Source organism: Aliigemmobacter aestuarii, assembly GCF_004799285.1.
In the GTDB taxonomy this organism is placed as follows: Bacteria; Pseudomonadota; Alphaproteobacteria; order Rhodobacterales; family Rhodobacteraceae; genus Aliigemmobacter; species Aliigemmobacter aestuarii.
The window spans coordinates 119,361-144,178 of the sequence record NZ_SSND01000005.1 but is presented as its reverse complement, the minus strand read 5'-3'; the positions used below and the strand labels follow the sequence as shown (position 1 = coordinate 144,178).

23 protein-coding genes and 1 riboswitch are annotated in these 24,818 nt (G+C 66.6%); of the genes, 8 read left to right on the top strand and 15 right to left on the bottom strand.

All coding sequences use genetic code 11. From position 1 onward, the window contains the following. Positions 1-89: 89 nt before the first annotated feature. Positions 90-191, bottom strand: a riboswitch (glycine riboswitch). Between the two features lie 74 nt (positions 192-265). Beyond that, positions 266-811, top strand: a complete 546-nt coding sequence (locus E7811_RS16215; protein WP_136395719.1) for a gamma-glutamylcyclotransferase family protein — start codon at positions 266-268, stop codon at positions 809-811. Here the strand turns inward: E7811_RS16215 and E7811_RS16210 are convergent. The 8 genes from E7811_RS16210 to E7811_RS16175 all read right to left on the bottom strand — a co-directional run bounded on the left by E7811_RS16210 (position 750) and on the right by E7811_RS16175 (position 9,226). Beyond that, positions 750-2,120, bottom strand: a complete 1,371-nt coding sequence (locus E7811_RS16210) for an MATE family efflux transporter (RefSeq protein ID WP_246020500.1) — start codon at positions 2,118-2,120, stop codon at positions 750-752. The genes E7811_RS16215 and E7811_RS16210 overlap by 62 nt on opposite strands. 87 nt (positions 2,121-2,207) lie before the next feature. After that, entirely contained in the window at positions 2,208-3,533 is a 1,326-nt protein-coding gene (gene gltX / locus E7811_RS16205; RefSeq protein WP_136395718.1) for a glutamate--tRNA ligase, read from the bottom strand. 125 nt (positions 3,534-3,658) lie between these two features. Further along, entirely contained in the window at positions 3,659-5,035 is a 1,377-nt protein-coding gene (locus tag E7811_RS16200) for an FAD/NAD(P)-dependent oxidoreductase (RefSeq protein WP_136395717.1), read from the bottom strand. Beyond that, positions 5,028-5,321, bottom strand: a complete 294-nt coding sequence (locus E7811_RS16195) for a (2Fe-2S)-binding protein (RefSeq protein WP_136395716.1) — start codon at positions 5,319-5,321, stop codon at positions 5,028-5,030. The genes E7811_RS16200 and E7811_RS16195 overlap by 8 nt, the downstream gene beginning before the upstream one ends. Then, a complete protein-coding gene (locus E7811_RS16190; RefSeq protein WP_136395715.1) occupies positions 5,302-6,396 on the bottom strand; it encodes an NAD(P)/FAD-dependent oxidoreductase in 1,095 nt (364 codons plus the stop codon). Before E7811_RS16190 ends, E7811_RS16195 begins: the two co-directional genes overlap by 20 nt. 49 nt (positions 6,397-6,445) lie before the next feature. Further along, entirely contained in the window at positions 6,446-7,438 is a 993-nt protein-coding gene (dctP, locus tag E7811_RS16185) for a TRAP transporter substrate-binding protein DctP (RefSeq protein ID WP_136395714.1), read from the bottom strand. A 20-nt stretch (positions 7,439-7,458) separates the two neighbouring features. Continuing rightward, the gene (locus E7811_RS16180; RefSeq protein ID WP_136395713.1) at positions 7,459-8,760 is read right to left on the bottom strand and encodes a TRAP transporter large permease; all 1,302 of its coding nucleotides are present in this window, start codon (positions 8,758-8,760) and stop codon (positions 7,459-7,461) included. Then, positions 8,753-9,226 (bottom strand): TRAP transporter small permease, encoded by a 474-nt coding sequence (locus E7811_RS16175; RefSeq protein WP_136395712.1) that lies wholly within the window; start codon positions 9,224-9,226, stop codon positions 8,753-8,755. Before E7811_RS16175 ends, E7811_RS16180 begins: the two co-directional genes overlap by 8 nt. 94 nt (positions 9,227-9,320) lie before the next feature. Here E7811_RS16175 and E7811_RS16170 point away from each other — a divergent pair, with 94 nt between their 5' ends. The 3 genes from E7811_RS16170 to E7811_RS16160 all read left to right on the top strand — a co-directional run bounded on the left by E7811_RS16170 (position 9,321) and on the right by E7811_RS16160 (position 11,844). Further along, positions 9,321-10,235, top strand: coding sequence for a LysR family transcriptional regulator (locus E7811_RS16170; protein WP_136395711.1), 915 nt, complete (start codon positions 9,321-9,323; stop codon positions 10,233-10,235). A gap of 103 nt (positions 10,236-10,338) precedes the next feature. After that, positions 10,339-10,749: a metallopeptidase family protein gene (locus tag E7811_RS16165; protein ID WP_136395710.1), complete on the top strand. Its 411-nt coding sequence runs from the start codon at positions 10,339-10,341 to the stop codon at positions 10,747-10,749. A gap of 147 nt (positions 10,750-10,896) precedes the next feature. Next, positions 10,897-11,844 (top strand): MBL fold metallo-hydrolase, encoded by a 948-nt coding sequence (locus E7811_RS16160; protein WP_246020499.1) that lies wholly within the window; start codon positions 10,897-10,899, stop codon positions 11,842-11,844. A 65-nt stretch (positions 11,845-11,909) separates the two neighbouring features. Here the strand turns inward: E7811_RS16160 and E7811_RS16155 are convergent, their stop codons facing one another. Then, positions 11,910-12,443: a hypothetical protein gene (locus E7811_RS16155; protein WP_136395709.1), complete on the bottom strand. Its 534-nt coding sequence runs from the start codon at positions 12,441-12,443 to the stop codon at positions 11,910-11,912. 173 nt (positions 12,444-12,616) lie between these two features. Between E7811_RS16155 and E7811_RS16150 the strand changes: the two genes are divergently transcribed. After that, the gene (locus E7811_RS16150) at positions 12,617-13,561 is read left to right on the top strand and encodes a 1-phosphofructokinase family hexose kinase (protein ID WP_136395708.1); all 945 of its coding nucleotides are present in this window, start codon (positions 12,617-12,619) and stop codon (positions 13,559-13,561) included. Between the two features lie 11 nt (positions 13,562-13,572). Here the strand turns inward: E7811_RS16150 and E7811_RS16145 are convergent, their stop codons facing one another. Next, a complete protein-coding gene (locus tag E7811_RS16145; protein WP_136395707.1) occupies positions 13,573-15,249 on the bottom strand; it encodes an NAD+ synthase in 1,677 nt (558 codons plus the stop codon). 170 nt (positions 15,250-15,419) lie between these two features. Here E7811_RS16145 and E7811_RS16140 point away from each other — a divergent pair, with 170 nt between their 5' ends. Continuing rightward, entirely contained in the window at positions 15,420-16,934 is a 1,515-nt protein-coding gene (locus E7811_RS16140; protein WP_136395706.1) for an MORN repeat-containing protein, read from the top strand. Between the two features lie 103 nt (positions 16,935-17,037). Here the strand turns inward: E7811_RS16140 and E7811_RS16135 are convergent, their stop codons facing one another. From E7811_RS16135 to E7811_RS16115, 5 genes are all read right to left on the bottom strand, one after another. Beyond that, a complete protein-coding gene (locus E7811_RS16135; protein WP_136395705.1) occupies positions 17,038-17,262 on the bottom strand; it encodes a hypothetical protein in 225 nt (74 codons plus the stop codon). Between the two features lie 309 nt (positions 17,263-17,571). Next, a complete protein-coding gene (locus tag E7811_RS16130; protein ID WP_136395704.1) occupies positions 17,572-19,098 on the bottom strand; it encodes a cryptochrome/photolyase family protein in 1,527 nt (508 codons plus the stop codon). Then, positions 19,092-19,757 (bottom strand): SDR family NAD(P)-dependent oxidoreductase, encoded by a 666-nt coding sequence (locus E7811_RS16125; RefSeq protein WP_136395703.1) that lies wholly within the window; start codon positions 19,755-19,757, stop codon positions 19,092-19,094. The genes E7811_RS16130 and E7811_RS16125 overlap by 7 nt, the downstream gene beginning before the upstream one ends. Positions 19,758-19,787: 30 nt before the next feature. Beyond that, on the bottom strand, positions 19,788-20,468 hold the full coding sequence (locus tag E7811_RS16120; protein WP_136395702.1) for a hypothetical protein: 681 nt from the start codon (positions 20,466-20,468) through the stop codon (positions 19,788-19,790). Next, positions 20,458-21,561, bottom strand: coding sequence for a GSCFA domain-containing protein (locus E7811_RS16115; RefSeq protein WP_136395701.1), 1,104 nt, complete (start codon positions 21,559-21,561; stop codon positions 20,458-20,460). The genes E7811_RS16120 and E7811_RS16115 overlap by 11 nt, the downstream gene beginning before the upstream one ends. Positions 21,562-21,878: 317 nt before the next feature. Between E7811_RS16115 and E7811_RS16110 the strand changes: the two genes are divergently transcribed. Further along, positions 21,879-23,456 (top strand): 2-isopropylmalate synthase, encoded by a 1,578-nt coding sequence (locus tag E7811_RS16110; RefSeq protein ID WP_136395700.1) that lies wholly within the window; start codon positions 21,879-21,881, stop codon positions 23,454-23,456. Between the two features lie 278 nt (positions 23,457-23,734). Then, positions 23,735-24,772 (top strand): rod shape-determining protein, encoded by a 1,038-nt coding sequence (locus tag E7811_RS16105; protein WP_136395699.1) that lies wholly within the window; start codon positions 23,735-23,737, stop codon positions 24,770-24,772. The last annotated feature ends 46 nt before the right edge of the window (positions 24,773-24,818 follow it).

Sequence of the window (24,818 nt, the reverse complement as noted above, 5' to 3'; positions counted from 1 at the left end):
CGATGCCCCCTCTGTCCCTGCCCGCTGCCTACGGGCGCCTGAGATCGTTATCCCTTCGGCGGGCGCCTCGGCGCCTCTCTCCAGAGTTCTTCGTCAGGACGGTCCCTTGCGCCTGAGAGTTTACCGGGGCGGTTGCTCCTTCGGCACCGGCCCCCCTTGCGGCTGCGCCGGATTCTCCCGATCCTGATGCCTTTGCTTAGCCCGCCCCCCGTGGTGCTGGCAAGGGAAATCGGATACGACGGCATACCGACGGAAAGCGACAAACATGGCAGGACATTTCTTCGGATACGGATCTCTGGTGAACCGGGCGACGCATGCCTATCCCGGCGCGCGCCCTGCCGAGCTTTCGGGCTGGCGCCGGGTCTGGGTACACACGCCCGCCCGCGATCTGGCTTTCCTTTCGGTGCGGCCTGACCCTGCCACCCGGATCGAGGGGCTGGTGGCCGAGGTGCCCGGCGGCGACTGGGCCGCGCTCGACGCCCGCGAATACGCCTACCGCCGCCATCACGTCACGGCCCGGACGGGCGACGCCGCCCTTCCCGCGCAGGTCTATGCCGTCCCCGGATCCGAGGCGGCGGCGCCCTCCCCGGCGCATCCGATCCTGCTGAGCTATCTCGACGCCGTGGTACAGGGCTTCCTTGGCGAATACGGCGAGGCGGGCGCCGAACGCTTCTTTGCCACGACCGACGGCTGGGAGGCCCCCATCCTCGATGACCGCGCCGCGCCGCTTTATCCGCGGGCCCGGCGGCTTACCCGGTTCGAGACGGGCTGCGTGGATGCGCTTCTGGCGGCGGCTCGACACGGGCGATGACGCGCAAGGCCAGCCAGACCGCGAACAGACCGAACAGCACCCCCCCCAGCGACTGCCCGATCAACACGCCGAAGGGTCCCATCCCCATGCCTTCGGCCAAAAGCAGCGCCGGCGGCAGCGTGCCGATCGTGTGACGCCCCCAGTTCACGGCGGTCGACAGAAAGGGCGCGCGCAGGTTGTTGCAGGCCGCGTTCGCAACGAAGATCCAGCCGTTGAACAGGAACAGCAGGCTGAGCGGCCCGCAGAACAGATAGATCAGGTCCCGCGTCACGCCCCTTGCCGCAAAGACGTCGGCGATCGGCCCCCGGAAAGTGAACAGTAGGGCCGAGATCGTCACGATCACCACGCCCGTGAAAATCAGCCCGTCGATGAAGGCGCGCCGCACCCGGTCCATCCGGCCCGCACCATAGTTCTGCCCGATGATCGGCCCCAGGGCACCCGACAACGCGAAAATGACGCCGAAGGCGACCGGCGTCAGGCGGCCCGCGATCGCCATGCCGGCCACCGCCGCCTCGCCATATCCCGCAACCAGCCGGGTCACGATGGCCTGGCCCACCGGCGTTGCAAGCTGGGTCAGGATGGCGGGCGCCGCGATCCCGGCAAGCGGGGCCAGATCACCCAGAAGCCCGGCCCGGTGCACCGGGGCAAAGCCGCCGTGATGGCGCAGGATGGGCCAGATCGCCGCCAGAAGGATCGCCAGCCGCGACAGCACCCCGGCCCAGGCCGCCCCCGTCAGCCCCCAGCCGAAGCCGAAGATCAGCACCGGGTCCAGCGCGGCCAGCACCACGGCCCCCCAGACGGTCGTCATCATCGACCGCCGCGCATCGCCATGCGCGCGCAGGATCGCCGTGCCGACGATCCCGGCCATGAGGAACGGCTGCCCCAGAAGCGAGATGCGCAGGAAATGCACCGTCTTTTCCAGCGTGCCGCCGGTTGCGCCCAGAAGCGCCGTGATCTGCGGCGTGAAGGCCCAGACAAGCGCGAGGAACGCCGTGCCCATGGCCGCCGCCCAGATCATGCCGCTGGTCGCAAGCTCGCGGGCGCGGTCCGGATCCCGCGCGCCAAGCGCCCGCGCGACCAGCGCCGAGACCGCGATCGACGCGCCGATCGAAAAGGCCGTGGTGAAGAACAGCACAGCCCCGGCATAGCCCACCGCCGCCGTTGCCTCGGGATCGCCAAGCCAACTGATGTAGACGATGTTGATCAGGTCGACGATGAAGATCGCCATCAGCCCGACCGACGAGGTCAGCGACATCACGACGACATGCCGCATCAGCGAACCGTCCAGAAACTTCGCCTGACGCGTCACGGGGGCTTTCCCTTCACTTTGGCCGAAATATCCTCGGGGGGGTGAATTTGCGAAGCAAAGAGGGGGGCAGACAGCCCCCCTTTTCCTTCAGACCCCCCGCACCGCCTGCAAGAGCGGCATCAGGTCGGACATTTCGGGGCCCTTTTCGCGCCCGGTCAGCGCCTTGCGCAGCGGCATGAACAGCGCCTTGCCCTTGCGCCCCGTGGCGGCCTTCACCGCCTCGGTCCATTCGCCCCACGTCGCCTGCGTCCAGGGGCGGGCGGGCAGCAGGGCCAGCGCCTCGCGCACGAAAGCCTCGTCCTCGGGGGCGACCAGCGGTTCGGCCCCGTCCCGGCAAAGCGTCCACCATTGGCCGAGGTCGTCCAGCACGGTGATGTTCTCGCGTGCGACCGACCAGAAGGCTTCGGCCATCCCCTCTGGCACACCCAGTTCCGCGATGCGCCCGGCAACCGCCGCGAAGGGCAGGCCCGCGACGTAGGTGCGCGTCAGCGGGAACAGGTCTTCGGCATCGAACTTCGTGGGCGCCGCACCGAAGGACGAAAGCTCGAACCCTTCGGCCAACTCGTCCATCGAGGTCATAAGCTCCACCGGCTTCGACGATCCAAGCCGCGCCATGAGGCTCAGAAGCGCCGCAGGTTCCACCCCCCGCGCGCGCAGGTCGCGCAGCGACAGCGTGCCCAGGCGTTTCGACAGCGCCTCGCCCTGCGGGCCGGTCAGCAGGCTGTGATGGGCGAAGGCCGGTGGCGTACCCCCCATCGCCTCCATGATCTGGATCTGGGTCGCGGTGTTGGTCACATGGTCGGCACCGCGCACGATATGCGTCACGCCCATGTCGATGTCATCGACCGACGAGGCGAAGGTATAAAGCACCTGGCCGTCCGCCCGGATCAGCACCGGATCGGAAACCGAGGCCGCGTCGATCGAGATCGGGCCAAGGATGCCGTCGGCCCATTCGATCCGGTTCTGGTTCAGCAGGAACCGCCAGTACCCCTCGCGCCCCTCGGCCCGCAGCTTCGCCTTTTCGTCATCCGACAGGTTCAGCCCCGCGCGGTCATAGACCGGGGGGCGGCCCATGTTCAGCTGCTTCTTGCGCTTCAGGTCCAGTTCGACGGGCGTCTCGAAGACCTCGTAGAACCGGCCCGAGGCGCGCAGCTGATCGGCGGCCTCGGCATAACGGTCCAGCCGCAGCGACTGCTTTTCGATGCGGTCCCAGTGGATACCCAGCCATTCCAGATCGCGCATGATCCCGTCGGCATATTCCTGCTTCGACCGTTCCTGATCGGTATCGTCCAGTCGCAGGATGAACCGGCCGCCCGTCTTGCGGGCGATCAGGTAGTTCATCAAGGCGGTGCGCAGGTTGCCCACATGGATATAGCCGGTGGGCGAGGGGGCGAAGCGGGTAACGGTGGTCATCGGGGCGATCTCCTGAACCCGCATCCCTTTTCACAGGTCCCGCGATTTGTCCATATCGGGCAGGGTGCGGCGGCATCCGGCCCCGATCCGACGCGACCGGACGGGGGGCGATGCGGGCCGGCCCGTCAGGACTCGGCCAGATTTGCCAGTTCGCCCAGGGTTACGGGTTTCAGCGGCGCACGGATGCGATAGGCGCCGGTCGCCTGCTGCGGCCTGCCGTGACAGGCAGACAGCAGTTCGGTCACCGTCAGCCCGCAATAGCGCCCCTGGCATGGCCCCATCCCCGCCCGGCAGAAGGATTTGGTCTGATTGGGCCCGAGGCAGCCCAGTGCGGCCTGATGGCGAATGGTTCCGGCGGTGACTTCTTCGCAGCGGCAGATGATCGTCTCATCGGCCGGCGCAAGGGCCTGCGCGCAGGGCGGATAGGCCCGGTCGAGGAACGGCCGCGCGGCGGTTTCCAGCGCCAGTTTCGCACGCAGCGGGCGGGCGGCCAGGTCGCGGTCCGCCTCGGGCAGGGCGCCAAGGTCATGGGCAATGGCAAGGGCTGAAAGCTGGCCGGTCAGGGTGGCGGCCTTCGCCCCGGCGATCCCGGCCCCGTCCCCCGCGATGAAGACGCAAGGCTCTGCGCTGCGCCCCCAGGCATCCACCACCGGGCGAAAGCTGCGCTGCGCATCGTCCCATTCATGCGGCAGGTCCATCGACCGGCTGGCCTGCGTGTTCGGGACCACGCCATGATGCAGCAGCACCGTATCGCAGGCGATCCGCTGCGGGCCGTTCCCGGTGGTGAAGGTCACGGCCTCGGCGCGCCCGGTGCCCTCGATCGCGATGGAGGTGGCCCCCGTGAACCGGGCGACGCCCGCCCGTCGCAGTTCGCGCAACAGCCCAAGCCCCTTCAGAAGATAGCCCATGCCGGCCAGGGCGCGGGGCAGATGCCGTGCCGCGCGCAGGACATCCCCCAGCGTCTGCGTTTCGACAAGGGCAAGCGGGGGCGTCCCCGCCCGCACCATCTGCGCCGCCACCAGATAGATCAGCGGCCCCGCCCCGACCAGAACCGCACGTTCGGCCACGATCCCGGACGCCTTCAGCAGGATCTGCGCCGCCCCCGCCGTCATCACCCCCGGCAGCGTCCAGCCGGGCAGTGGCATCGGGCGTTCCAGCGCGCCATTCGCCAGAAGGATACGCCGCCCGCGCGCCACTTGCGCCGCGCCGTTGCGCGTGAACGCGACCTCGCCGGCAGGATCGACCTGCCAGACCGAGGCGCCCCCCAGATGGGAAATGCCCGGATGATCCAGACGGTCCACATGGCGCGCGCCATCGGTATAATCCCTGCCCAGCAGATCCCCGCGCAATGGCCCCGCGCGCCCGACCTCGCGCCAGATCTGCCCGCCGGGGCGGGGTTGTTCGTCCAGCAGCAGGACCGACAGCCCGAACCCCGCCGCCCGTGCCGCGGCCGCCATTCCCGCGGGACCTGCGCCAAGAATGATCAGCTCGGCCTCATGCATCGCGCCGCCCTTTCGGCAAGGTGATGTCCAGCCCGGCCGTGACCTCCATCAGGCAGGCCTGCCGGGTGGTGCCCTCGATCTCGACCAGACAGTCGAAGCAGGCCCCCATCATGCAGAACGGCCCGCGCGGCGCGCCCGAGACGGGCGTCTGCCGAAAGGGCATGATCCCTGCGGCCAGCATCTCGGCGGCAAGGTTCGCGCCGTCGCGCATCGCCATGTCGTGCCCGTCGATGCGCAGGATGACCCTCGGGCCATCCGGCGCGAGATCACGAAAAGCGGGTTTCATTGAAAACCTCCAGATCGGGCGCCTCCGGCGTGCGTTCCAGCCAGTCGGGCAGGCGCAGCGCATGCACCGCGGCCAGCGTGATGCCGCTGTGGCAAGTGACCAGATAGGCGCCGGGATGGGTCGGGCTTTCCTGATAGATCGGCAGCCCGTCGGGCGACAGCACCCGCAGCGCACCCCAGCTGCGCACCATCTGCGCGCGCGCCAGCGCCGGGTAGGCCATCACTGCCTCTTGCGCCAGCTGCGCAAGGCCCTTGCGCGTCACGCCATCGTCAAGCCCCACCTCTTCGTTCGTGGCCCCGATCTGGATGCCGCCTTCGTTCACCTGCCGGGCGATCAGCGAGGGGCGGTTGATCAGGGGGGGCAGTTTTTCGGTGATCAGCACCTGCCCCCGTTGCGGGCGGACCGGCGCCCGGAACCCCAGCAACGGCCCAAGCTGCGCCGCGCCAAGCCCGGCGGAAAGCACCACCCTGTCCGCACGGATGCGCGTGCCATCGGCGCATGCCACGGCAAAGCCATCGCCGCGATCCACCGCGACGACCTTGCGCCCGGTCAGCACGCGCCCGCCCGCGCGCCGGACGCCATCGGCCAGCGCCTGCAACAGCCGCAAGGGGTTCGCGTGGCCGTCCTGCCGGTGCAGGATGGCCCCGACGACCTTGGGGCCGATGTGCGGCTCTTCCTTGCGCAGCGCGTTGTGGCCGAGCACTTCGAAGGGATAATCGCCCCCCAGTTCGCGCTTCAGCACGTCGTATTTCGCGACCGTTTCGGCCAGCGTCTCTTCCGAAAAATGCAGGTCGTAGCCACCGTCCTGCCGCAGCCCGAGGTCGATGCCGGTCTGGTCGCCCAGTTCACCGGCAAAGCCGCGCCACAGGGCAGCCGAGGTTTGCGACCATTGCGCATAGCGCGGCTGCTTCATGCCTTTTGACTGAACCCAGACCAGCCCGAAGTTGCCCCGGCTGGCGCGCGGCCCGGCATCGTCGCCGTCGATCACGGTGACGCTGCGGCCCCGGCGCAACAGGCCCCAGGCGACGGACAGGCCCACGACGCCCCCGCCGATGATGGCATAATCGCTTTCCATCCAGAATCCCCGGCTGTGGCGGGCCGTCGCCGGCCCGCCCGGTTCTGCCTCAGTTCGCGGCGGCGACCTTGTCGAGGATCGCCTGCCCCCAGTCCGCGCCGATGTCTTCCAGGATCTGCGGCCAGACGGTTTCGCGGACCTTGGCCGACATGGCGGCAAGTTCCTCATCGCTCAGCGCCACGCGGGTCGCGCCCAGATCGACCAGCTTCTGTTCGTTCGCGGCCTGATCGGCCTCGGCCACGTCCCAGCGTTTGGCCTCGAAGGCCTCGGCCTCGGCCCGCAGCGCTGCCTGATCGGCCTCGGCCAGATTGGACAGGCTTTCGTTCGAGATGATCATGAACCACACCTCGAAATGGGTATTGGCCGGGATGTAGGTCTTGGTCACGTCGCGGAAGCTGGCATAGTAGCCTTCGGCGCCCGACCCGATCACCCCTTCGACCACGCCGGTCTGCACGGCGGTGAAGGCTTCGGAGAAGGGGATGGGGGCGGGGATGTACCCCAGGGCCTCGCCGGTCAGCTGGAACGACTTGATGCCCGGCACGCGCACCTTGATGCCGTTCGGTTCCGTCGATCCGGGGGTGACCGCGTCGCGGTTCAATGCGATGCCGCCGAAATAGACCGGATAGGCCGCAAGCATCGTGATGTCCTGCGCGGCGTAAAGTTCGGCCATCGCCTCGCGCACCGCGCCACCCGGACCATAGACCGCGCGCGCCTGCGCCCAGTTTTCCGCCAGATAGGGGAAGGATGCGATCTGCATCCGCCGGTCGGCCGCGGTGCCCGCGGGCTGCACCGCCATGTCGATGGCACCCACGGAAATGCGTTCCTGCACCGTGGTATAGTCCCCCAGGGCCGACGCCGGGAAAATCTCGATCTTGACCTTGTCAGCGGTCGCGGCGGCAACAGCGGCGGCGAAGGCGCGCACCTCGACGTCGATCGTCGCATCCTGCGGGCGCACATGCGACAGCTTCAGGTCCTGTGCCTGCGCCATCGGGCCCAGGGCCAGAAGCGCAGCGGTTGCCGCCGTGAAAAGGTAGTGTTTCATCTTGTCCTCCGTTGTTGGGGTCACTGGTATCCGAAGAGCCGGGGCAGCCAGAGCGACAGGTCCGGCCAGAAGGCGGTCAGGATCACGACCGGCATGTATCCGACCGCGATCAGCAGCATGGCGGGCGGGATGACGGCGGTGACCTTCACGTTGCCGATCCGCGCACCGAGGTAGAGGATCGAGGCATAGGGCGGGGTCACGCCTCCCATCGCCGTGGTCACGCCCATGATGGCCGCGAAATGCACCGGGTTGACCCCGATCGCCCCCATCAGCGGCAACAGAAGCGGCGCGATCAGGATGATGGCGGTCACGTCATTCACCACCATGCCCACCAGGATCAGCAGCACGATGATCATGACCAGCAGGATCGAGGGGTCCTCGGTAATCCCGAAGATTGCGCCGACCAGTTTCTGCGGGATGCCCTCCAGCACGAACATCTGGCTGAGGATCATGGAAAACAGGATCATCACCATGATCGCGCCGACGGCGGTGGCGGCCTCTTTCCCGGCGGCGAGGAAGTTCGACAGCCGCAGGCCCTTGTAGATCAGGAACCCCACCGGCACCGAATAGATCACCGCGACAGCCGCGGCTTCGGTCGGGGTCATCACCCCGCCATAGATGCCGCCCAGGATGATGATCGGCATCAGCAGCGCCGGAAAGGCATGGATGCCACGCCGGGTGACTTCGGAGGTCAGTTCCGAAAACGAGGGCTTGTCATCCAGCACCAGCGGAAACTTGCGTGCCATGACCAGGTTGACGATGGAAAAGTTCAGCATGATCAGCAGCCCCGGCCCGAGCGTTGCCAAGAAACAGGCAAGGATCGAGGTGTCGGTGACCCAGCCATAAACGATCATCGTGACCGAGGGCGGGATCAGCAGGCCAAGGATCGACGAATTGGCGATCAGCGCGGTCGCATAGGCCCGCGGATAGCCGCGCTTTTCCATCTCGGGGATCAATAGCGGCCCGATGGCGGCAATCCCGGTCAGGCCGGACCCGGAAATCGCCCCGATCACCGCGCAGGATACGGCGGCAACCACGCCCAGACCGCCCCGGATATGGCCGATGAAGGCGCTGACGAACCGCAAAAGGCTGGCCGCGATGCCGCTTTCCGACATGATCGTGCCGGCCAGCACGAACAGCGGAATGGCCAGGAGCACCGGATTGCCCAGTTGCTGCATCCCCCAAAGGATATTGCCCTTCATGATCGTGTCGCCGATGAAATACATCGCCATCAGCGCCCCGCCGAAGCACCAGGGCAAGGGCACGCCCAGCGTCAGCAGGATGACAAGGACACCAACCGAAAGCAGCGCGACTTCAACCATGGTTGGGGCCTTTCACGAGATGGCGCAGGTCGCGCAGAAGGTGCAGCGCCGACCAGATCAGCATCAGCACCATCCCCACCATCAGCGCGACGTCGCCATAGAAGGTGGGGATGTAGAGGGTCGGGCTTTCCTTCCACACGCGCCAGGAATAGCGGGTGAAATCCCAGACCCAGGTCGTCAGCCAGAAACCGATGATCAGGCTGATCACCTCGCCCACGATCGCCAGCACGCGGTGCGCGGTGGCGGTGGTCAGGAAGATCTCAAGCACATTCGCGCGGATGTGCGTGTTCTCGCGCGAGGCGTTGACCGCGCCCAGGATGTAAAGCCACAGGGTCGGAAACATCATGGCTTCCTCCAACCCCATGACCGGCACCTGAAGGACATACCGGGTCACCACCTGCACGAACTGGCCCAGGGCCACGATGCAGATCAGGCTGGTCAGCAGGATCGCCGAAAATCTGTCCATCGCCCTCCCCCTTTTGGCTGATAGCATGGTTGACGCAGCGCCCCCATAAACTCAAATTGGAAATTCAGTTTAGGGCATAGATCGGATTTATGGCATGCTTGGCCGCGTCACCATCCAGCAGTTGCAGACCTTCCGCGAAGTGATGCGCACCGGGTCGATTTCCGAGGCAAGCCGCGTTCTGGGGCGCACGCAACCGGCGGTCAGCGCCGTGATCGCCAACCTCGAAGGCCAGCTGGGTTTTGCGCTTTTCCTGCGCGAACACGGCCGCCTGACCCCCTGCCCCGAAGCCCATTACCTTCTGGAAGAGGCCGAAGACATCCTTGAACGGCTGGCCCGCACCACGCGCTCCATGGCGGAATTCGCCAACCGCCAGCGCGGAAGCCTGCGCATCGCCTGCCACCCGGCGGCATCGGGGTTCTTCGTCCCCTCGCTGCTGGCCGGGTTCCTGACCGACCGGCCCGACGTAAAGGCCGACCTGATGATGCGGTCATCCCAGGTGGTGACCGATCTGGTCGCCAGCCAGGAATACGACATCGGGCTTGCCGAAACCCCGTCTGCGCGCACATCGATCCTCAGCCAGTCCTGGGATCTGGAATGCGTCCTGGCCCTGCCTGCCGAGAACCCGTTTCCGGCGGATCGTCCGCTGACGCCGCAAGACCTGCACGACTATCCCATGGCAACGCTGTTCGACGACCATTCCACCAATCAGGCCACGGAAGCCGCCTTTGCCCGGGCGGGCGCCACGCTGAACCGGCGGTTCGTTCTGCGGACATTCCTGCCGGCGATCCAGCTGGTTGCCCATGGCATGTGCGCAAGCCTGGTTGACCGGATCACCGCGCGAAGCTGCCCCAAGGCCGGGATCGTTTTCCGCGCCTTCGACCCGGCAATCCGAAGCTCGGTCGCCATCCTCGAACCCGCGCACCGCCCGCAATCCCTGCTGGCCCAGGCGTTCCGTGCGGAATTGGCGCGGCAGCTTGACCAGCTGGAACGGTGGGTCCCCGCGGCCTGAGGAAATCGGCGCCGCATTTTCACGCACACGCGAGAATGAAAGCGGCAGACGACGGGCCCTGCCCCCTATGGCGCGGCCCGCCCTGCCCCGCTACACTTGGCGCATGACAGTCACCCCCGAAACCGCCCTTGCCCCCGATGCCGCCCTGATCGAACGGCTGGCACACGGGGCCGTGGCCGACTTGCCCGAACCCTGGCGCGCCGCGGCCACCCATGTCGTGATCCGGGTGGAGGATTTCGCCTCTGACGAGATCCTCGATGCGATGCAGATCGCCGACCCGTTCGAGCTGACCGGGCTTTACGAAGGCACCCCCCTGACCGAGAAATCGGTCAGCGATCAGCCGATGGGCCCCGATGTGATCTGGCTCTTTCGCCGCGCGATCCTCGACGAATGGATCGACCGCGGGAATGTGAGCCTGGCCGAGCTTGTGACCCATGTGGTGATCCACGAACTGGCCCATCATTTCGGCTGGTCCGACGAGGATATCGCCGTGGTCGATCCATGGTGGGAATGATGGGGGGGCATCGGGGTCTCTGATCTGATGCACAGGCGCGGTGCGGCAGCGCACCGATCAAAGGGCCGGTTCACGCCTGCGTGACTTTCCCTTCCCCGTCTCGGAGTTACCATTTCGGGTAATAGCCAGACAAAGGAGGATTGCCTGATGAAACCCCGCATGACGTCCCCGATGATCAGCCGCCGCACGGCCCTTCTGGCCGGTGCAGCGCTTCCGCTTGCTGCCGCCCTGCCCGCCACCCCCGCCCGCGCGGCAGCCGGGATGCTGGGCAGCGCCGCGCCGCAGTTCAACCGGTTCAAGCTGGGCAGCTTCGAGGTGACGGCGCTGCTGGCCGGGACCCGCACCGTCGACAACCCGAACGAGATCTTCGGCCTGAACGCCTCGGCTGACGAGTTCAAGGCGGCATCCGACGCGGCCTTCATCCCGACCGACAAGGCGCAGTTCTTCTTCACCCCGACGGTCGTCAACACGGGAACCGAACTTGTGCTGTTCGACACGGGCCTTGCCGCTGCGGGTATCACCGGCGCGCTGGCCGCGGCGGGCTACACGCCCGACCAGGTCGATGTCGTGGTGCTGACCCATATGCACGGCGACCATATCGGCGGCATGGTGGGCGAGGATGGCAGCGCCACTTTCGCCAATGCACGCTATGTGACGGGGGCGATCGAACATAACCACTGGTCGGGTACCGACAACGAGGGATTCGCCAAGAACGTCGTCCCGATGAATGACCGTTTCACCTTCCTTGACGACGGCGGTTCGGTTACCGGCGGGATCACCGCGATGGCGGCTTTCGGCCATACGCCGGGGCACATGACCTATATGCTGGAAAGCGACGGGCAGCGCCTGGCGCTGATCGCGGACGCGACGAACCATTACGTCTGGTCGCTGGCCCATCCCGACTGGGAAGTGCGCTTCGACATGGACAAGGCCGCCGCCGCCGCGACGCGCCGCAGCCTTCTGGGCATGCTGGCCGCCGACCGCGTGCCCTTCATCGGCTATCACATGCCCTTCCCCGCGATGGGGTTTGTCGAGACCCGCGGCGAAGGCTTCCACTATGTGCCCTCCAGCTATCAGATGATGCTGAACGGCTGAGACCGCGATCGCCGCGACAGCCAGATCAGACGCCGCCTTCGGGCGGCGTCTTCGTTTCGGGCGGATCATTCCGCGGGGGCAACCTCGGTCGAGATGACGATGCGCGCGGGGACGGGCGGGGCCCCATCGGCGGCGGGATTGCCCTGCGCATAGCCCGCGACGCGCTGCATCTGCCCCGAGACCTCGGCCTCGAGTGTCTGGCCGTCGAAATTGAACCGGTCCAGCGTGACCGATCCGAATTCGTCACTCATGATCGCGGGCGCGTCCATGCCCCCGTCATCGAACAGTTCTACCGAAAGGACGCTGGTCCCGGCGCCGCTGGTCAAGAAGGTGGCCTGTACCATCGGCGGCGCGGGCTTGCCATTCTCGCCCACGCTCATGCCCACCACGTTCACGCTGGTCGACGTGCCCATGATCGCCGTGACCTGCGCGAAGGCGGTCTTGTTTTCGCGGTCGAAGGGCACCACGAGCTCCATCGTCTCGCCCCCGATTTCGGCCACGACCGTGCCGCGGGCCTCGTAGCGGTCCGACGGCGTCTGTGCCCCGGCGGGCAGGGCCAGCGCCATCATGGCCGCCGCCAGCATGATCCGTCCGTGCATCGCTTCCTCCCGTGGATGATCCGGCAAGAGCCTGCGGGCGAATTCCCGCGATGGCAAGGCTTTGGTCTGCGGGCGGGCCGATCCTGCACCGCCGCCCGTTGTCAGACCGACCCGGCTCTGGCAGGGTTGGGGCAGTGCCCTGCACCGGGGGCGCCTGACCGGACCCGCCCGCGATGACCCGCATCCTGACCGTGACGCTGAACCCCACGCTGGACGTTTCCACCCACACGACCGAGATCGTGGCCGGCATGAAACTGCGCTGTGCGCCGCCCCGGCTGGACCCGGGCGGCGGCGGTATCAACGTGTCGCGGGCGATCCGCAAGCTGGGCGGCGACAGCACGGCGTTGGTGGCGCTTGGCGGGGCCACCGGGCGGAGGCTGGCGGAATTGCTGGAACAGGACGGGGTCGCCCTTGCCACCTTTTCCGCGCCGGGGGAATCGCGCGAGAACCTCGCCGTGACCGAAGAGACGACCGGGCGGCAGTTCCGCTTTGTCCTTCCGGGCCAGGACTGGGACGCCCGCACCACGGCCCGCGCGCTGGAACTGATCCGCCATCATGCGCCGCATGACGGGCAGGTGGTGATTTCGGGCAGCCTGCCGCCGGGGGTGGCACCCGATTTCCTGCGGCAGGCCGTGGCCGAGGTGGCACCGATCGCGGCAGTCCTGATCGACACGTCCGGTGCGCCGCTGGCCGATCTGGCCGGGGCCCCGGTTCCGGGCCTGACAACCCTCAGGATGGACAGCGACGAGGCCGAGGACCTGGCAGGCGGCCCGCTGCCCGAACGCAGCCACACCGCCGACTTCGCCGCCGGTCTGGTCGCGCGGGGCGTGGCCGAAAGCGTCATCGTGGCGCGCGGCGCGGATGGGTCGGTGCTGGCCACGCGGCACGGGCGCTGGCATTCCGCGCCGCCCCGCGTCGCCGTTGTCAGCCCGGTCGGCGCGGGCGACAGCTTTGTCGCGGCGCATGTGCTGGCCATCGAAAGGGGCAAGGCGCCGCAGGTCGCGCTGGCCTTCGGGACCGCCGCCGCGGCCGCCGCCGTGATGACAGACGCGACCGAGCTTTGCCGCCGCGAGGATGCCGAACGGCTGGTTGCGTCCTGCGTGACGACGGCGATCTGAAGGGGCCGCCTTCAGGCGCCGGACTTGCCGCCCGTTTCATCCCGCCAGCGCATTGCGATCGGATAGCGGCGGTCCAGCCAGAAGGCGCGGATCGTGAGCCGCGTGCCGGGGGCGGACTGGAACCGCTTGTATTCGCTGATGAAAAGCAGGTGTTCCACGCGCTTGACCGTGGCCAGGTCAAACCCCATGTCGACCAGCTCGGCCACCGAAAGCTCGCGTTCGATCAACCCGTCGAGAATCGCATCCAGCACCTCGTAGGGCGGCAGGCTGTCCTGGTCCTTCTGGTCGGGTCGCAACTCGGCGCTTGGGGGCTTGGTGATGACCCGTTCGGGAATCACGGCGCCTGCCGGGCCCTTCATCCAGGGGCGGTGGTTTTCGTTGCGCCAGCGGCAGGTTTCGAACACGCGGGTCTTGTACATGTCCTTGATCGGATTGTAGCCGCCGTTCATGTCGCCATAGATCGTGCAATAGCCAACCGCCACCTCGGACTTGTTGCCGGTGGTCAGAAGCATTTCGCCGAACTTGTTCGAGATCGCCATCAGCATCAGGCCGCGCAGGCGCGACTGGATGTTTTCCTCGGTGATCCCCGGTTCGGTGCCCGCGAACAGGGGGGCGAGCGTATCGCCCACGGCGGCCTGCGCGCCGGAAATCGGCACCGTGTCGATCCGGCAGCCGAGGTTTCGCGCCACCGCCGCCGCATCCTCAAGCGAATGATCCGAGGTATAGGGCGAGGGAAGCATCACGCAGCGCACGTTTTCCGGCCCCAGCGCATCGGCGGCGATGGTGGCGACGATGGCGCTGTCGATCCCGCCCGACAGCCCCAGAACCGCCTTGCGAAATCCGGTCTTGGCCATGTAATCGGCAAGCCCCATCACGCAGGCACGGTAATCGGCCTCCCAGATCCGGGGGATTTCGGCCATCACGCCCTGTTCGGCGCGCCAGCCCTCGGCGGTCCGGATGAAATCCACATGCTCCACCGCCTCATCGAACTGCGGCAATTGGGCGGCCAGATGGCCGCCGGGGTTCAGCACCATCGACGATCCGTCGAACACCTGATCGTCCTGCCCGCCCACCATGTTCAGATAGACCAGAGGCAGGCCCGTTTCGATCACGCGGGCCACCATCAGGTTCAGCCGAAGGTCGGGCTTGCCACGGTGATAGGGCGAACCGTTCGGGACCAGCAGGATCTCGGCCCCGGTTTCCTCCAGCGTCTCGCAGACATCGGGATGCCAGGCATCCTCGCAGATCGGGCTGCCGATCCGGACCGGCCCGATCCGGTAGGGCCCGTTCACCTCGGCCGAGGCGAAGACGCGCTTTTCGTCGAACACATCCGAATTCGGCAGGTGATGCTTCAGCACCACCGTTTCGATCCGCCCGCCACGCAGGATGTAATAGCCGTTGTAAAGTTTCATGTCGCGCAGATGCGGCCCACCGATCCCCAGCGCGGGGCCATCGGCGCATTCGGCGGCCAGCCGTTCGATCGCGGCGATGGCATCGGCGACGAAGGCAGGCTTCAGGATCAGGTCCTGCGTCTGGTAGCCGGTGATGAACATCTCGGTCAGCGCGACCATGTCCGCACCGGCCGCGCGTCCGGCGGCCCAAGCCGCCCGCGCCTTTTCGGCATTTGCCGCGATCTCCCCGACGGTGGGGTTCAGCTGTGCCAGTGTCAGGCGGAATCGGTCGGCCATGGCCCCTGCCCTTTCGCAATCGTCCAAGCCATGACTTAGCAGACTGACGCCCAAGGAAAAGCGGCGATCGGCCCGGTGCCTTGTCAGGCAGGGGCACGGGGGCTAGGGTTTTCGGCGGTCTTGCCCGGCCCGAGCGGCCGGGAATCAGAGGGTGGCAGGGGGCGGAACGCATGGCAGGGACATCCGGACGGAACGGAAGCATCGTCGCGGTTGCGGTGCTGGCAGCGGCCCTGGCCCTTCCCGCGGGCGCGCAGGAGGCCGGCGAGGTCATCTCGAAGCAGTATGCCGACGGCTCGATCTACGAAGGGACGTTCAAGGACGGCTTGCAGCACGGGCGCGGCATATACCGGCTTCCGAACGGATACGAATACGAAGGCGACTGGGTCGAGGGCGAGATCCGCGGCAAGGGGCGCGCGCGCTATCCCAACGGGTCGGTCTATGAAGGCGATTTCGCGGCGGGCAAGCCGGAAGGCCAGGGCCGGATCGTCTATGCCGATGGCGGTAGCTACGAAGGAGAATGGCGCGACGGCCGGATGACGGGCACTGGCATCGCGCGCCATGCCGACGGATCGGTCTATGAAGGCCAGTTCGTCAACGCCGTCCAGGAAGGCCAGGGCCGCCTGACCAGCCCCGACGGCACGGTCTATGACGGCGACTGGAAGATGGGCGTCAAGGAAGGCCAGGCCCGCGTCACCTTTCCCGATGGCACGGTCTACGAAGGCGGCTTCGTCGCCGGACTGCGCGCGGGCCAGGGCAAGCTGACCACACCCGACGGCCTCGTCTATGAAGGCGACTGGGCCAACGGGCAGATGAACGGCACGGGCCGCCTGACCCAGCCCAACGGCGACGTCTACGAAGGGCCGCTGGCCAACGGTGTCCGTCAGGGACGCGGGCGGCTGACCTATGGCAACGGCGACGTCTACGAAGGCGATTTCGTCAATGACCGCCGCCACGGGCGCGGCGTCTTCCGCACCACCGAGGGGTTTTCCTATGACGGCGACTGGGTCGAGGGCCGGATGCAGGGCAGTGGCGTCCTGACCTACCCAGACGGGTCCCGCTATCAGGGCAGGATCGCGGCCGACCAGCCCGACGGGATGGGGCGCATAACCTATCCCGACGGCACCTATTTCGAGGGCGAATGGACCGCGGGCGCGATCGAGGGCCAGGGCAAGGCGGGTTATTCCGGTGGCGGCGTCTACGAGGGCCAGTTCAGGGATACACGCCCGAACGGCCAGGGGGTGATCACGCTTCCCGACGGCTATCGCTATGAAGGGGAATGGCAGGCGGGTGTGCGGCAGGGTCTGGGCGTCGCGACCTATCCCGACGGCTCCGTCTATCGCGGCACCTTCGCCAATGGCCGTCGCAACGGCGAGGGCGAGCTGACGATGGCCGACGGCTTCCGCTATTCCGGGCAGTGGAAAGATGGCGTGATCGAGGGCCAGGGAACGGCCACCTATCCGAACGGCGATGTCTACGAAGGCGGTTTCGTCGCGGGCAAGCGTCAGGGCCAGGGCGTCTTGCGCTATTCGACGGGTCAGGAAACGGCAGGGGAATGGCGCAACGGCCTGCTGATCGGGCCGGGCGAGGTGCCGCAAGGTACAGATTCGGATTCGGCAGCCCTGCCCGCCGAAGGGGAAGCACCCGCCGGCGAGGCTGCGGCCCCCGCCCCCGGACAGAACCCCTGACGCCAGACAGAATCCCTGCCACCAGACAGGATCCTGCAACCGGCGCCCTGAACGCAAACGGCCACCCCGAAGGGTGGCCGCACGGAACTTGCACTTCGGCAGATCAGTTCAGGATCGCGCGGATCTTCGCGCCAACGCCGCTGTCTTCGCCGTTCACCACGCCTTCGAGCGCGGCAATCTGATCCGAGGTCAGGTTGGACAGGTCAGCGCCCGGAAGAGCCGACAGAACCTCGATCTCGGCGGCGGTCGTGAGCCCGCTTTCGGTCATCGCCGAAGCGGCGGTGGTCAGGGCGGCGAAGGCGGTCAGGGCAAGAGCGATCTTTTTCATGGTGTGGTCCTTTCGTTTTGTGTGGCGGGGCGTTGTTGCCTCCGATGAACCGAAGATGGGGCAACGATCGGCTTTTGTGAAATCACACACAGATCACCGAAGATCACCCGGATTTGCACGGAACGTGATGTAGCAAACCGAAAGCGGGACGGATCGGCACGACGGACACGAAAAACCACGATTTTCCCGACAAATTGGCCATTTTTCAAAATCTTGAAAGATCACTGGATGACGCGGATCACGGCATCTCAGCGAGGCGTGAGGGGAAAGACGGCAATGCAGGTCACATGTGCAATTTTGCACAAATGATCAGACGACCTGGCCATCGTCCAGCCGCGACAGCAGCGCACCGGCCTCGGACAGGACGCGCGCGCGGTGGCCGGGGTCCATCCGGTCCCAGGTGCGGTACATCTGGGCCATGCGCGGATTGCGCTGGAACCGATCGCGGTGACGATTGAGGAAATGCCAGTAGAGCAGGTTGAACGGACAGGCGCGCGGGCCGGTCCTGTCCTTCACCCGATAGGCGCAACCACCGCAGTAATCCGACATCCGGTCGATATAGGCGCCCGAACTGACATAGGGCTTGGACCCCAGAAGCCCGCCGTCGGCGAACTGGCTCATGCCCAGGGTGTTCGGCGCCTCGACCCATTCGAAGGCGTCGACATAGACCGACAGGTACCATTCATGCACCTCTGCCGGATCGACCCCGGCCAGAAGCGCGAAGTTGCCCGTGACCATCAGGCGCTGGATGTGATGGGCATAGGCCAGATCGCGGGTCTGGCCGATCGCGGCCTTCATGCAGGCCATCCGCGTTTCGCCCCCCCAGTAGATCGCGGGCAGCCGCCGGTCATGGCCAAGGGCGTTCTGCCGGAGGTATTCGGGGGCCGTCATCCAGTAGATGCCCCGGACATACTCGCGCCAGCCGATGATCTGGCGGATGAAGCCTTCGGCGGAATTCAGCGGCACGCGCCCGGCGCGCCATTCGGCCTCGACCCGGTCGCAGACCTCGCGCGGGTCCAGAAGCCCGATGTTGAGGTAAGGGGACAGAAGCGAATGGTGCAGGAACGGATCGCCCGCCAGCATCGCATCCTGATAGCTGCCGAAATCCGCAAGCGCATGGGTCGCGAAATGATCCAGCGCGGCCAGCGCGCCTTCGCGGTCGGTCGCCCAGCCGAAGGGGCGCAGACGGCCGAAATGCGCGGGAAACCGCGCAGCGACCAGATCCAGGACCTCTTCGGTGACGGGATCGGGCGGGAACCGGGGCGGCGGGGCGCGAAACAGGTCGGCTTCGGCCGGCTTGCGGTTTTCGTGGTCAAAGTTCCACTGCCCCCCTGCGGGGTCCTCGCCCTCCATCAAATAGCCGGTGCGCCGCCGCATCTCGCGATAGAACCATTCCATCCGCAGCACCTTGCGCCCCTCGGCCCAAGCGGCGAATTCGGCCCGCGAACAGAGAAACCGATCATCCTCGAGCCAGTGCTGATCCAGCGGCAGGCCCAGAAGCGCCGTTTCAACCCGGAATTCGCCGGGGCGGGTCAGGTGGATGTGTCCGGCCCCGAATTCGGCAGCGCGGCGCATCACCTCGCCCGGCAGGGACTGGGTGTTCGCGGGATCGTCAAGCCGGGTATAGGCCACCCGCCAGCCCTGCGCCTCAAGCCGCATGGCGAACTTGCGCATCGCGGCAAGGATCAGCGCGATCTTCTGCGGATGGTGGGGCACATAGGTGCCTTCCTCCATCACCTCGGCCATCACGACCACATCGCGCGACGGATCGGCCGCACGCAAGGCCGACAGGCTTTGCGAAAGCTGATCGCCCAGAACCAGAACAAGGCTCACCATGGGATCGGGTCGCCCTTCCAGTCAAAGAAGCCGCCGCTGTTGGCCGGGGTCATCCGGTCCAGCACGGCAAGCAGGTTTTGGGCCGCGACTTCGGGCGTCACCGTCGGATGGCCCCCGGCATAGGCCGCCGTCAGGGGCGTTGCCACAGTGCCCGGATGCAGGCAGCAGATCACCGCCTGCGGATGGGTGCGGGCGATCTCGATCGCGGCGGTATGGATCAGCTGGTTCAGCGCCGCCTTGGCCGCCCGGTAGGAATACCAGCCGCCCAGCCGGTTGTCCCCGATCGACCCGACCCGCGCCGACAGGGCAGCAAAGCGCGCGGGCACGTCCCGTGGCAGATGCGGCAGGACGTGTTTCAGGACCAGCGCGGGGCCGGTTGCATTCAGCGCGAACTGTTCTGCCAGCGCATGAGGATCAAGCGCGCGAAGGGTCTTTTCGGGGCGATGCCCGTTCAGTTCCAGCGCGCCGGTGGCGACGATCACCCGGTGAAACGGCCCCTTCAGCCCGGCAAGGGCCGCCGCGATGCTGGCCTCATCGGTCAGGTCCAGCCCGTCACCCGACCGCGACAGCGCGGTGACCTGATGGCCCCGCGCCTCAAGCGCACGCGCAAGTGCCCCGCCGATGGCCCCCGAGGCCCCGATCACCAATGCCCGTTCCAAACCCTGCCCCGTCGTTTGCGGCCAAAGCCTTCATGCGGCGCGGCGGATCAGGCCCTGAGCGATCATGTTGCCGATGACCTCGGCGCCATACCTGCCATTTCCGTGCCGGCCGTCGTCCAGCAGATAGGACGGGTCCAGCGCCATTCCAGCCTTCACAAGATCGGCGTTCGGATCATAGACCCGCAACCCGACCGCGCGCATCCAATCCAGCATGAAGTCGTAGAATGTCCTCATGTTGGGCTGATTGCTGGCGAACGGGGGGGCGACCATGACAAGGTTCGTCTGCTGGTCGAAATGCCTGGCCAACCGCACATGGCTGGTGCGCAGGCCGGTGACGTATTCGCGCACATAGGCCGAGGACACGAACAGGCTTTCGGGATCGGCCTCGAATTCCGACCGTTGCGTCACATGCCCCTGCAATCCGAACATCGGCGCGAAACGTCCAAGGTGAAACCCGAAGCTGCCGATCACGGGCACATCGGGCGACAGGATCGACCGCCCTCCCAGCTTCTGCCGCAGATCGAGGATCTGCCTCTGCAACGCCTTCGGCTTGGAAATCCAGACGCCGTGTTCGGGATGCACGACGATCCGGCGGCCATGCCAGAGATTGCCGGAAAACCGGATCATCTCGGCCTTCAGGCCATGCGCCTCGCAGCCTTCCATCAGCGCGTTGGAATGACTGTCGCCGAGGATGATCACGTCAGGAAGCATTGAACCGCTCCAGCACCATTTCCTCGCACACCAGTTCCTCGGCCTCCATTTCGGCGGCGATCCGTGCCTCGCGTTCGTCCGTGGCGTCGGCCTGCCGAAGGGCCGGGGCAGAGACATCGAGCCCGGCAAAGAAATGCTGCATCACGAAATCCACGCCCGCGGGCGCGACCGACCGCATGTTCGGCTCGAAAAACCCCGACCGCGCGGGCGCGCCGGATATGATCTCGTACGACGGAAAGTAATCGACCCGCGCGTCGGCCGCCGCCAGATCGCCGGCGACGGCGCGCAGCGTCGATTTGGAATAGGTCGTCGCGGTCAGGACATGCCCGCCCGACGCCGTCGCCGTCAGCGGCACGGGCGAGACCGTCAGCAGGATGCGCAGGTCGGGGTTCAGGCCCCACATAAGGCCGAACGCCTGATCCAGCGCGGCACGGATGTCAGGATAGGCATAGTTGCGGAAGACATGCGCCTCGGGATCGAACCGCCCGGCCACGGTGCCGGGGCAGACCGGATAGCACTGCCCGGTCTTGCGGTTTTCCCACCCTTCGGTCAGGCCAAGCGTGAAGATGAAGACCTCGGCATCGGTGATGCAGCGGCGGAAGGCCCGCAGCATGGCGGCGCGCGACAGAAGCGCCTCGTCGCGGCTGATGAAGCCCTGCGGTTCGATGGCGGGGCGCAGGCTGTCGCGAAACCGCCCATCCTCGGGCCAGAGTTCAGGGCCATCGGCGGCATCCTGCCCCGACGCCAGCCGCACCAGCGCCAGAAGCTGTGCCGCCGTGTAGATGTTCGCCGTCCGCGCCGAAAAGACGTTGTAGTTGTAGCGCGCGGCCTGATCGCGATCGGACCGGCGCGGCGCGGGTTCGGCGTTGAACCAGGTCAGCCCGCGCGCCACCAGCGCCCGGCTGATATGCTGGGCAAAGCAGGACCCGAAGGTTGCAAACCGGGCGTCACTGGGCAGTTTCCATTTCGACGCCCAAAGCCCCGTCAGCCCCCAGAGGCCCGCCTCTGCGACACCGGTGCGCCAGAAGGCTTTCGGCGGAAGGGTAGAATAGGGGTTCGGGGCCGATTTCGCCGCCCGTTTGGAACGCGCCATTTCTGCAACGGTCTTTCTGGCCTGCACAGATACCTGTCAGCACAGAACCCCGGTCCGGCCCCGGCGTCAAGCTGTCGACGCCGGCGACCGCCGCCGCCGCCCGGATTTTCGGCTTTTCTTTTCGGGAATCGTTCGTATAGTCCGGCCCCATGACACGGGAAATCCATATCGCCATCGCATCGGGTGCGGCCTGCCGCGCCTCTGCCCCCCGTGGCTTTCTGCTTCTTCTTAGCCGCCTCTGAGCGTGCCCCAGGGCGCGACCGCTCGGAGGTGACCAGCGCCCGAAGAAGACAGCCGAAGCAACAAGGACTTTCACAATGACCGACAAGAGCGCACAACCCCGCGTCCTGATCTTTGACACCACGCTGCGCGATGGCGAACAGTCGCCCGGCGCCACGATGACGCATGACGAGAAGCTGGAAATCGCGGCGCTGCTGGACGAGATGGGCGTGGACATCATCGAGGCAGGCTTTCCCATCGCCTCGGAAGGCGATTTCGCCGCCGTGTCCGAAATCGCGAAGAATGCCAAGAACGCCACGATCTGCGGTCTGGCGCGGGCGAATTTCAAGGATATCGACCGCTGCTGGGAGGCCGTGAAGCACGCGAAATCGCCGCGCATCCACACCTTCATCGGCACCTCGCCGCTGCACCGGGCGATCCCCAATCTGGACATGGACCAGATGGCCGAGCGCATCCATGAAACCGTGACCCACGCGCGCAACCTGTGCGACAACGTGCAGTGGTCGCCGATGGATGCCACCCGGACGGAACCCGATTACCTGTGCCGCGTCGTGGAAATCGCGATCAAGGCGGGCGCCACCACGATCAACATCCCCGATACCGTCGGCTACACCTATCCGCGCGAAAGCGCCAAGATCATCCAGATGCTGCTGGAACGGGTGCCGGGCGCCGATCAGATCATCTTCGCCACCCATTGCCACAACGATCTGGGCATGGCGACGGCCAACGCCCTGGCCGCGGTCGAGGCAGGTGCGCGGCAGATCGAATGCACGATCAACGGGCTGGGCGAACGCGCGGGCAACACCGCGCTGGAAGAAGTGGTGATGGCGCTGCGCGTCCGCAACGACATCCTGCCCTTCCGCACCGGCATCGACACCACCAAGATCATGAACATCAGCCGCCGCGTCAGCCAGGTTTCCGGCTTCCCGGTGCAGTTCAACAAGGCCATCGTCGGCAAGAACGCCTTCCTGCACGAAAGCGGCATCCATCAGGACGGCGTGCTGAAGAATGTCGAGACGTTCGAGATCATGCGCCCCGAGGATATCGGGTTGCAGGCCAAGAACATCGCCATGGGCAAACACTCCGGCCGGGCTGCCCTGCGCGCCAAGCTGCGCGAACTGGGCTATGACCTGGCCGACAACCAGCTGAACGATGTCTTCGTGCGGTTCAAGGCGCTGGCCGACCGCAAGAAGGAAATCTATGACGACGACCTCTTGGCGCTGATGGCGGATCATGCGGCCAACACCGAAAGCGACTATCTGGTGGTCAAGCGGCTGCGCGTGATCTGCGGCACCGACGGCCCGCAGGAGGCAGAGCTGACCCTGTCGATCGACGGGGTGGACCATTCCATCGACGCCACGGGCGACGGCCCGGTGGATGCGGCCTTCAACTGCGTCAAGATGCTGTTCCCGCACAAGGCGCGGCTGCAACTGTATCAGGTCCACGCGGTGACCGAAGGGACGGATGCGCAGGCCACCGTTTCGGTCCGGATCGAGGAAGAAGGCCGCATCGCCACCGGGCAGTCGGCCGACACCGATACGATCGTGGCCAGCGTCAAGGCCTATGTGAACGCGCTGAACCGGCTGATCGTGCGGCGCACCAAATCGGCGCCGGGCGATGACGTGAAGCAGGTGAAATACAGCGACGCGGGCTGATCGCCGCAAATTTCCGCATTTGCACGGATGCGATCAATCCACAGGGGGCCGCTCCGGCGGCCCTCTGTGCTCGGTGCAGGCGCTGCACGGAAAGGATGCAAATCGCGACCTTTCCACACCCAGCGGGACGGCCCGCGCCGCCGTGACACGCGGAATTGCGCCGATCCGCAGCGCCAAAGGCCTTTCCCTGCCCCTGCCCTGTCCTTATATGAAGGCGCCCGCCTCAGGCCTCTGAGTCGCGGGAATGCCCGTTTTACTCTGATCAGGATCACCTCGATATGGCGGCACTTTCAGGTCTGTTTTCGTCCGACATGGCGATCGACCTCGGCACGGCGAACACGCTTGTCTACATCCGTGGCAAGGGCATCGTGCTGAACGAGCCGTCCGTGGTGGCCTATCACGTCAAGGACGGCAAGAAGCAGGTCCTGGCCGTGGGCGAGGATGCCAAGCTGATGCTGGGCCGCACCCCCGGCACGATCGAGGCCATCCGCCCGATGCGCGACGGCGTCATCGCCGATTTCGACAGCGCCGAAGAGATGATCAAGCACTTCATCCGCAAGGTCCACAAGCGCACGACGTTTTCGAAGCCGAAGATCATCGTCTGCGTGCCACATGGCGCGACCCCGGTTGAAAAGCGCGCGATCCGGCAATCGGTCCTGTCGGCGGGCGCACGCCGCGCGGGCCTGATCGCCGAACCCATCGCCGCCGCCATCGGCGCGGGCATGCCGATCACCGACCCGACCGGCAACATGGTCGTCGACATCGGCGGAGGCACGACCGAGGTTGCGGTTCTGTCCCTGGGCGACATCGTCTATGCGCGTTCGGTGCGCGTCGGCGGCGACCGCATGGACGAAGCGATCATTTCCTACCTGCGCCGCCATCAGAACCTGCTGATCGGCGAAAGCACCGCCGAACGGATCAAGACCTCGATCGGCACCGCGCGGATGCCCGATGACGGGCGCGGCACCTCGATGACGATCCGTGGCCGCGACCTTCTGAACGGCGTTCCCAAGGAAACCGAAATCAACCAGGCCCAGGTGGCCGAGGCGCTGGCCGAACCCGTCCAGCAGATCTGCGATGCGGTGATGCAGGCGCTGGAAGCCACGCCGCCGGATCTGGCGGCCGACATCGTCGACCGGGGCGTGATGCTGACCGGGGGCGGCGCGCTTCTGGGCGATCTGGACCTCGCGCTGCGCGAACAGACCGGGCTTTCCATCTCGGTCGCCAATGAATCGCTGAATTGTGTTGCCCTCGGAACCGGCAAGGCGCTGGAATACGAAAAGCAATTGCGGCATGTGATCGACTACGACAGCTGATCGGCGGGCCGTTTGCGGCCCCCGGCCCTGCCGAGCGATCTGACAG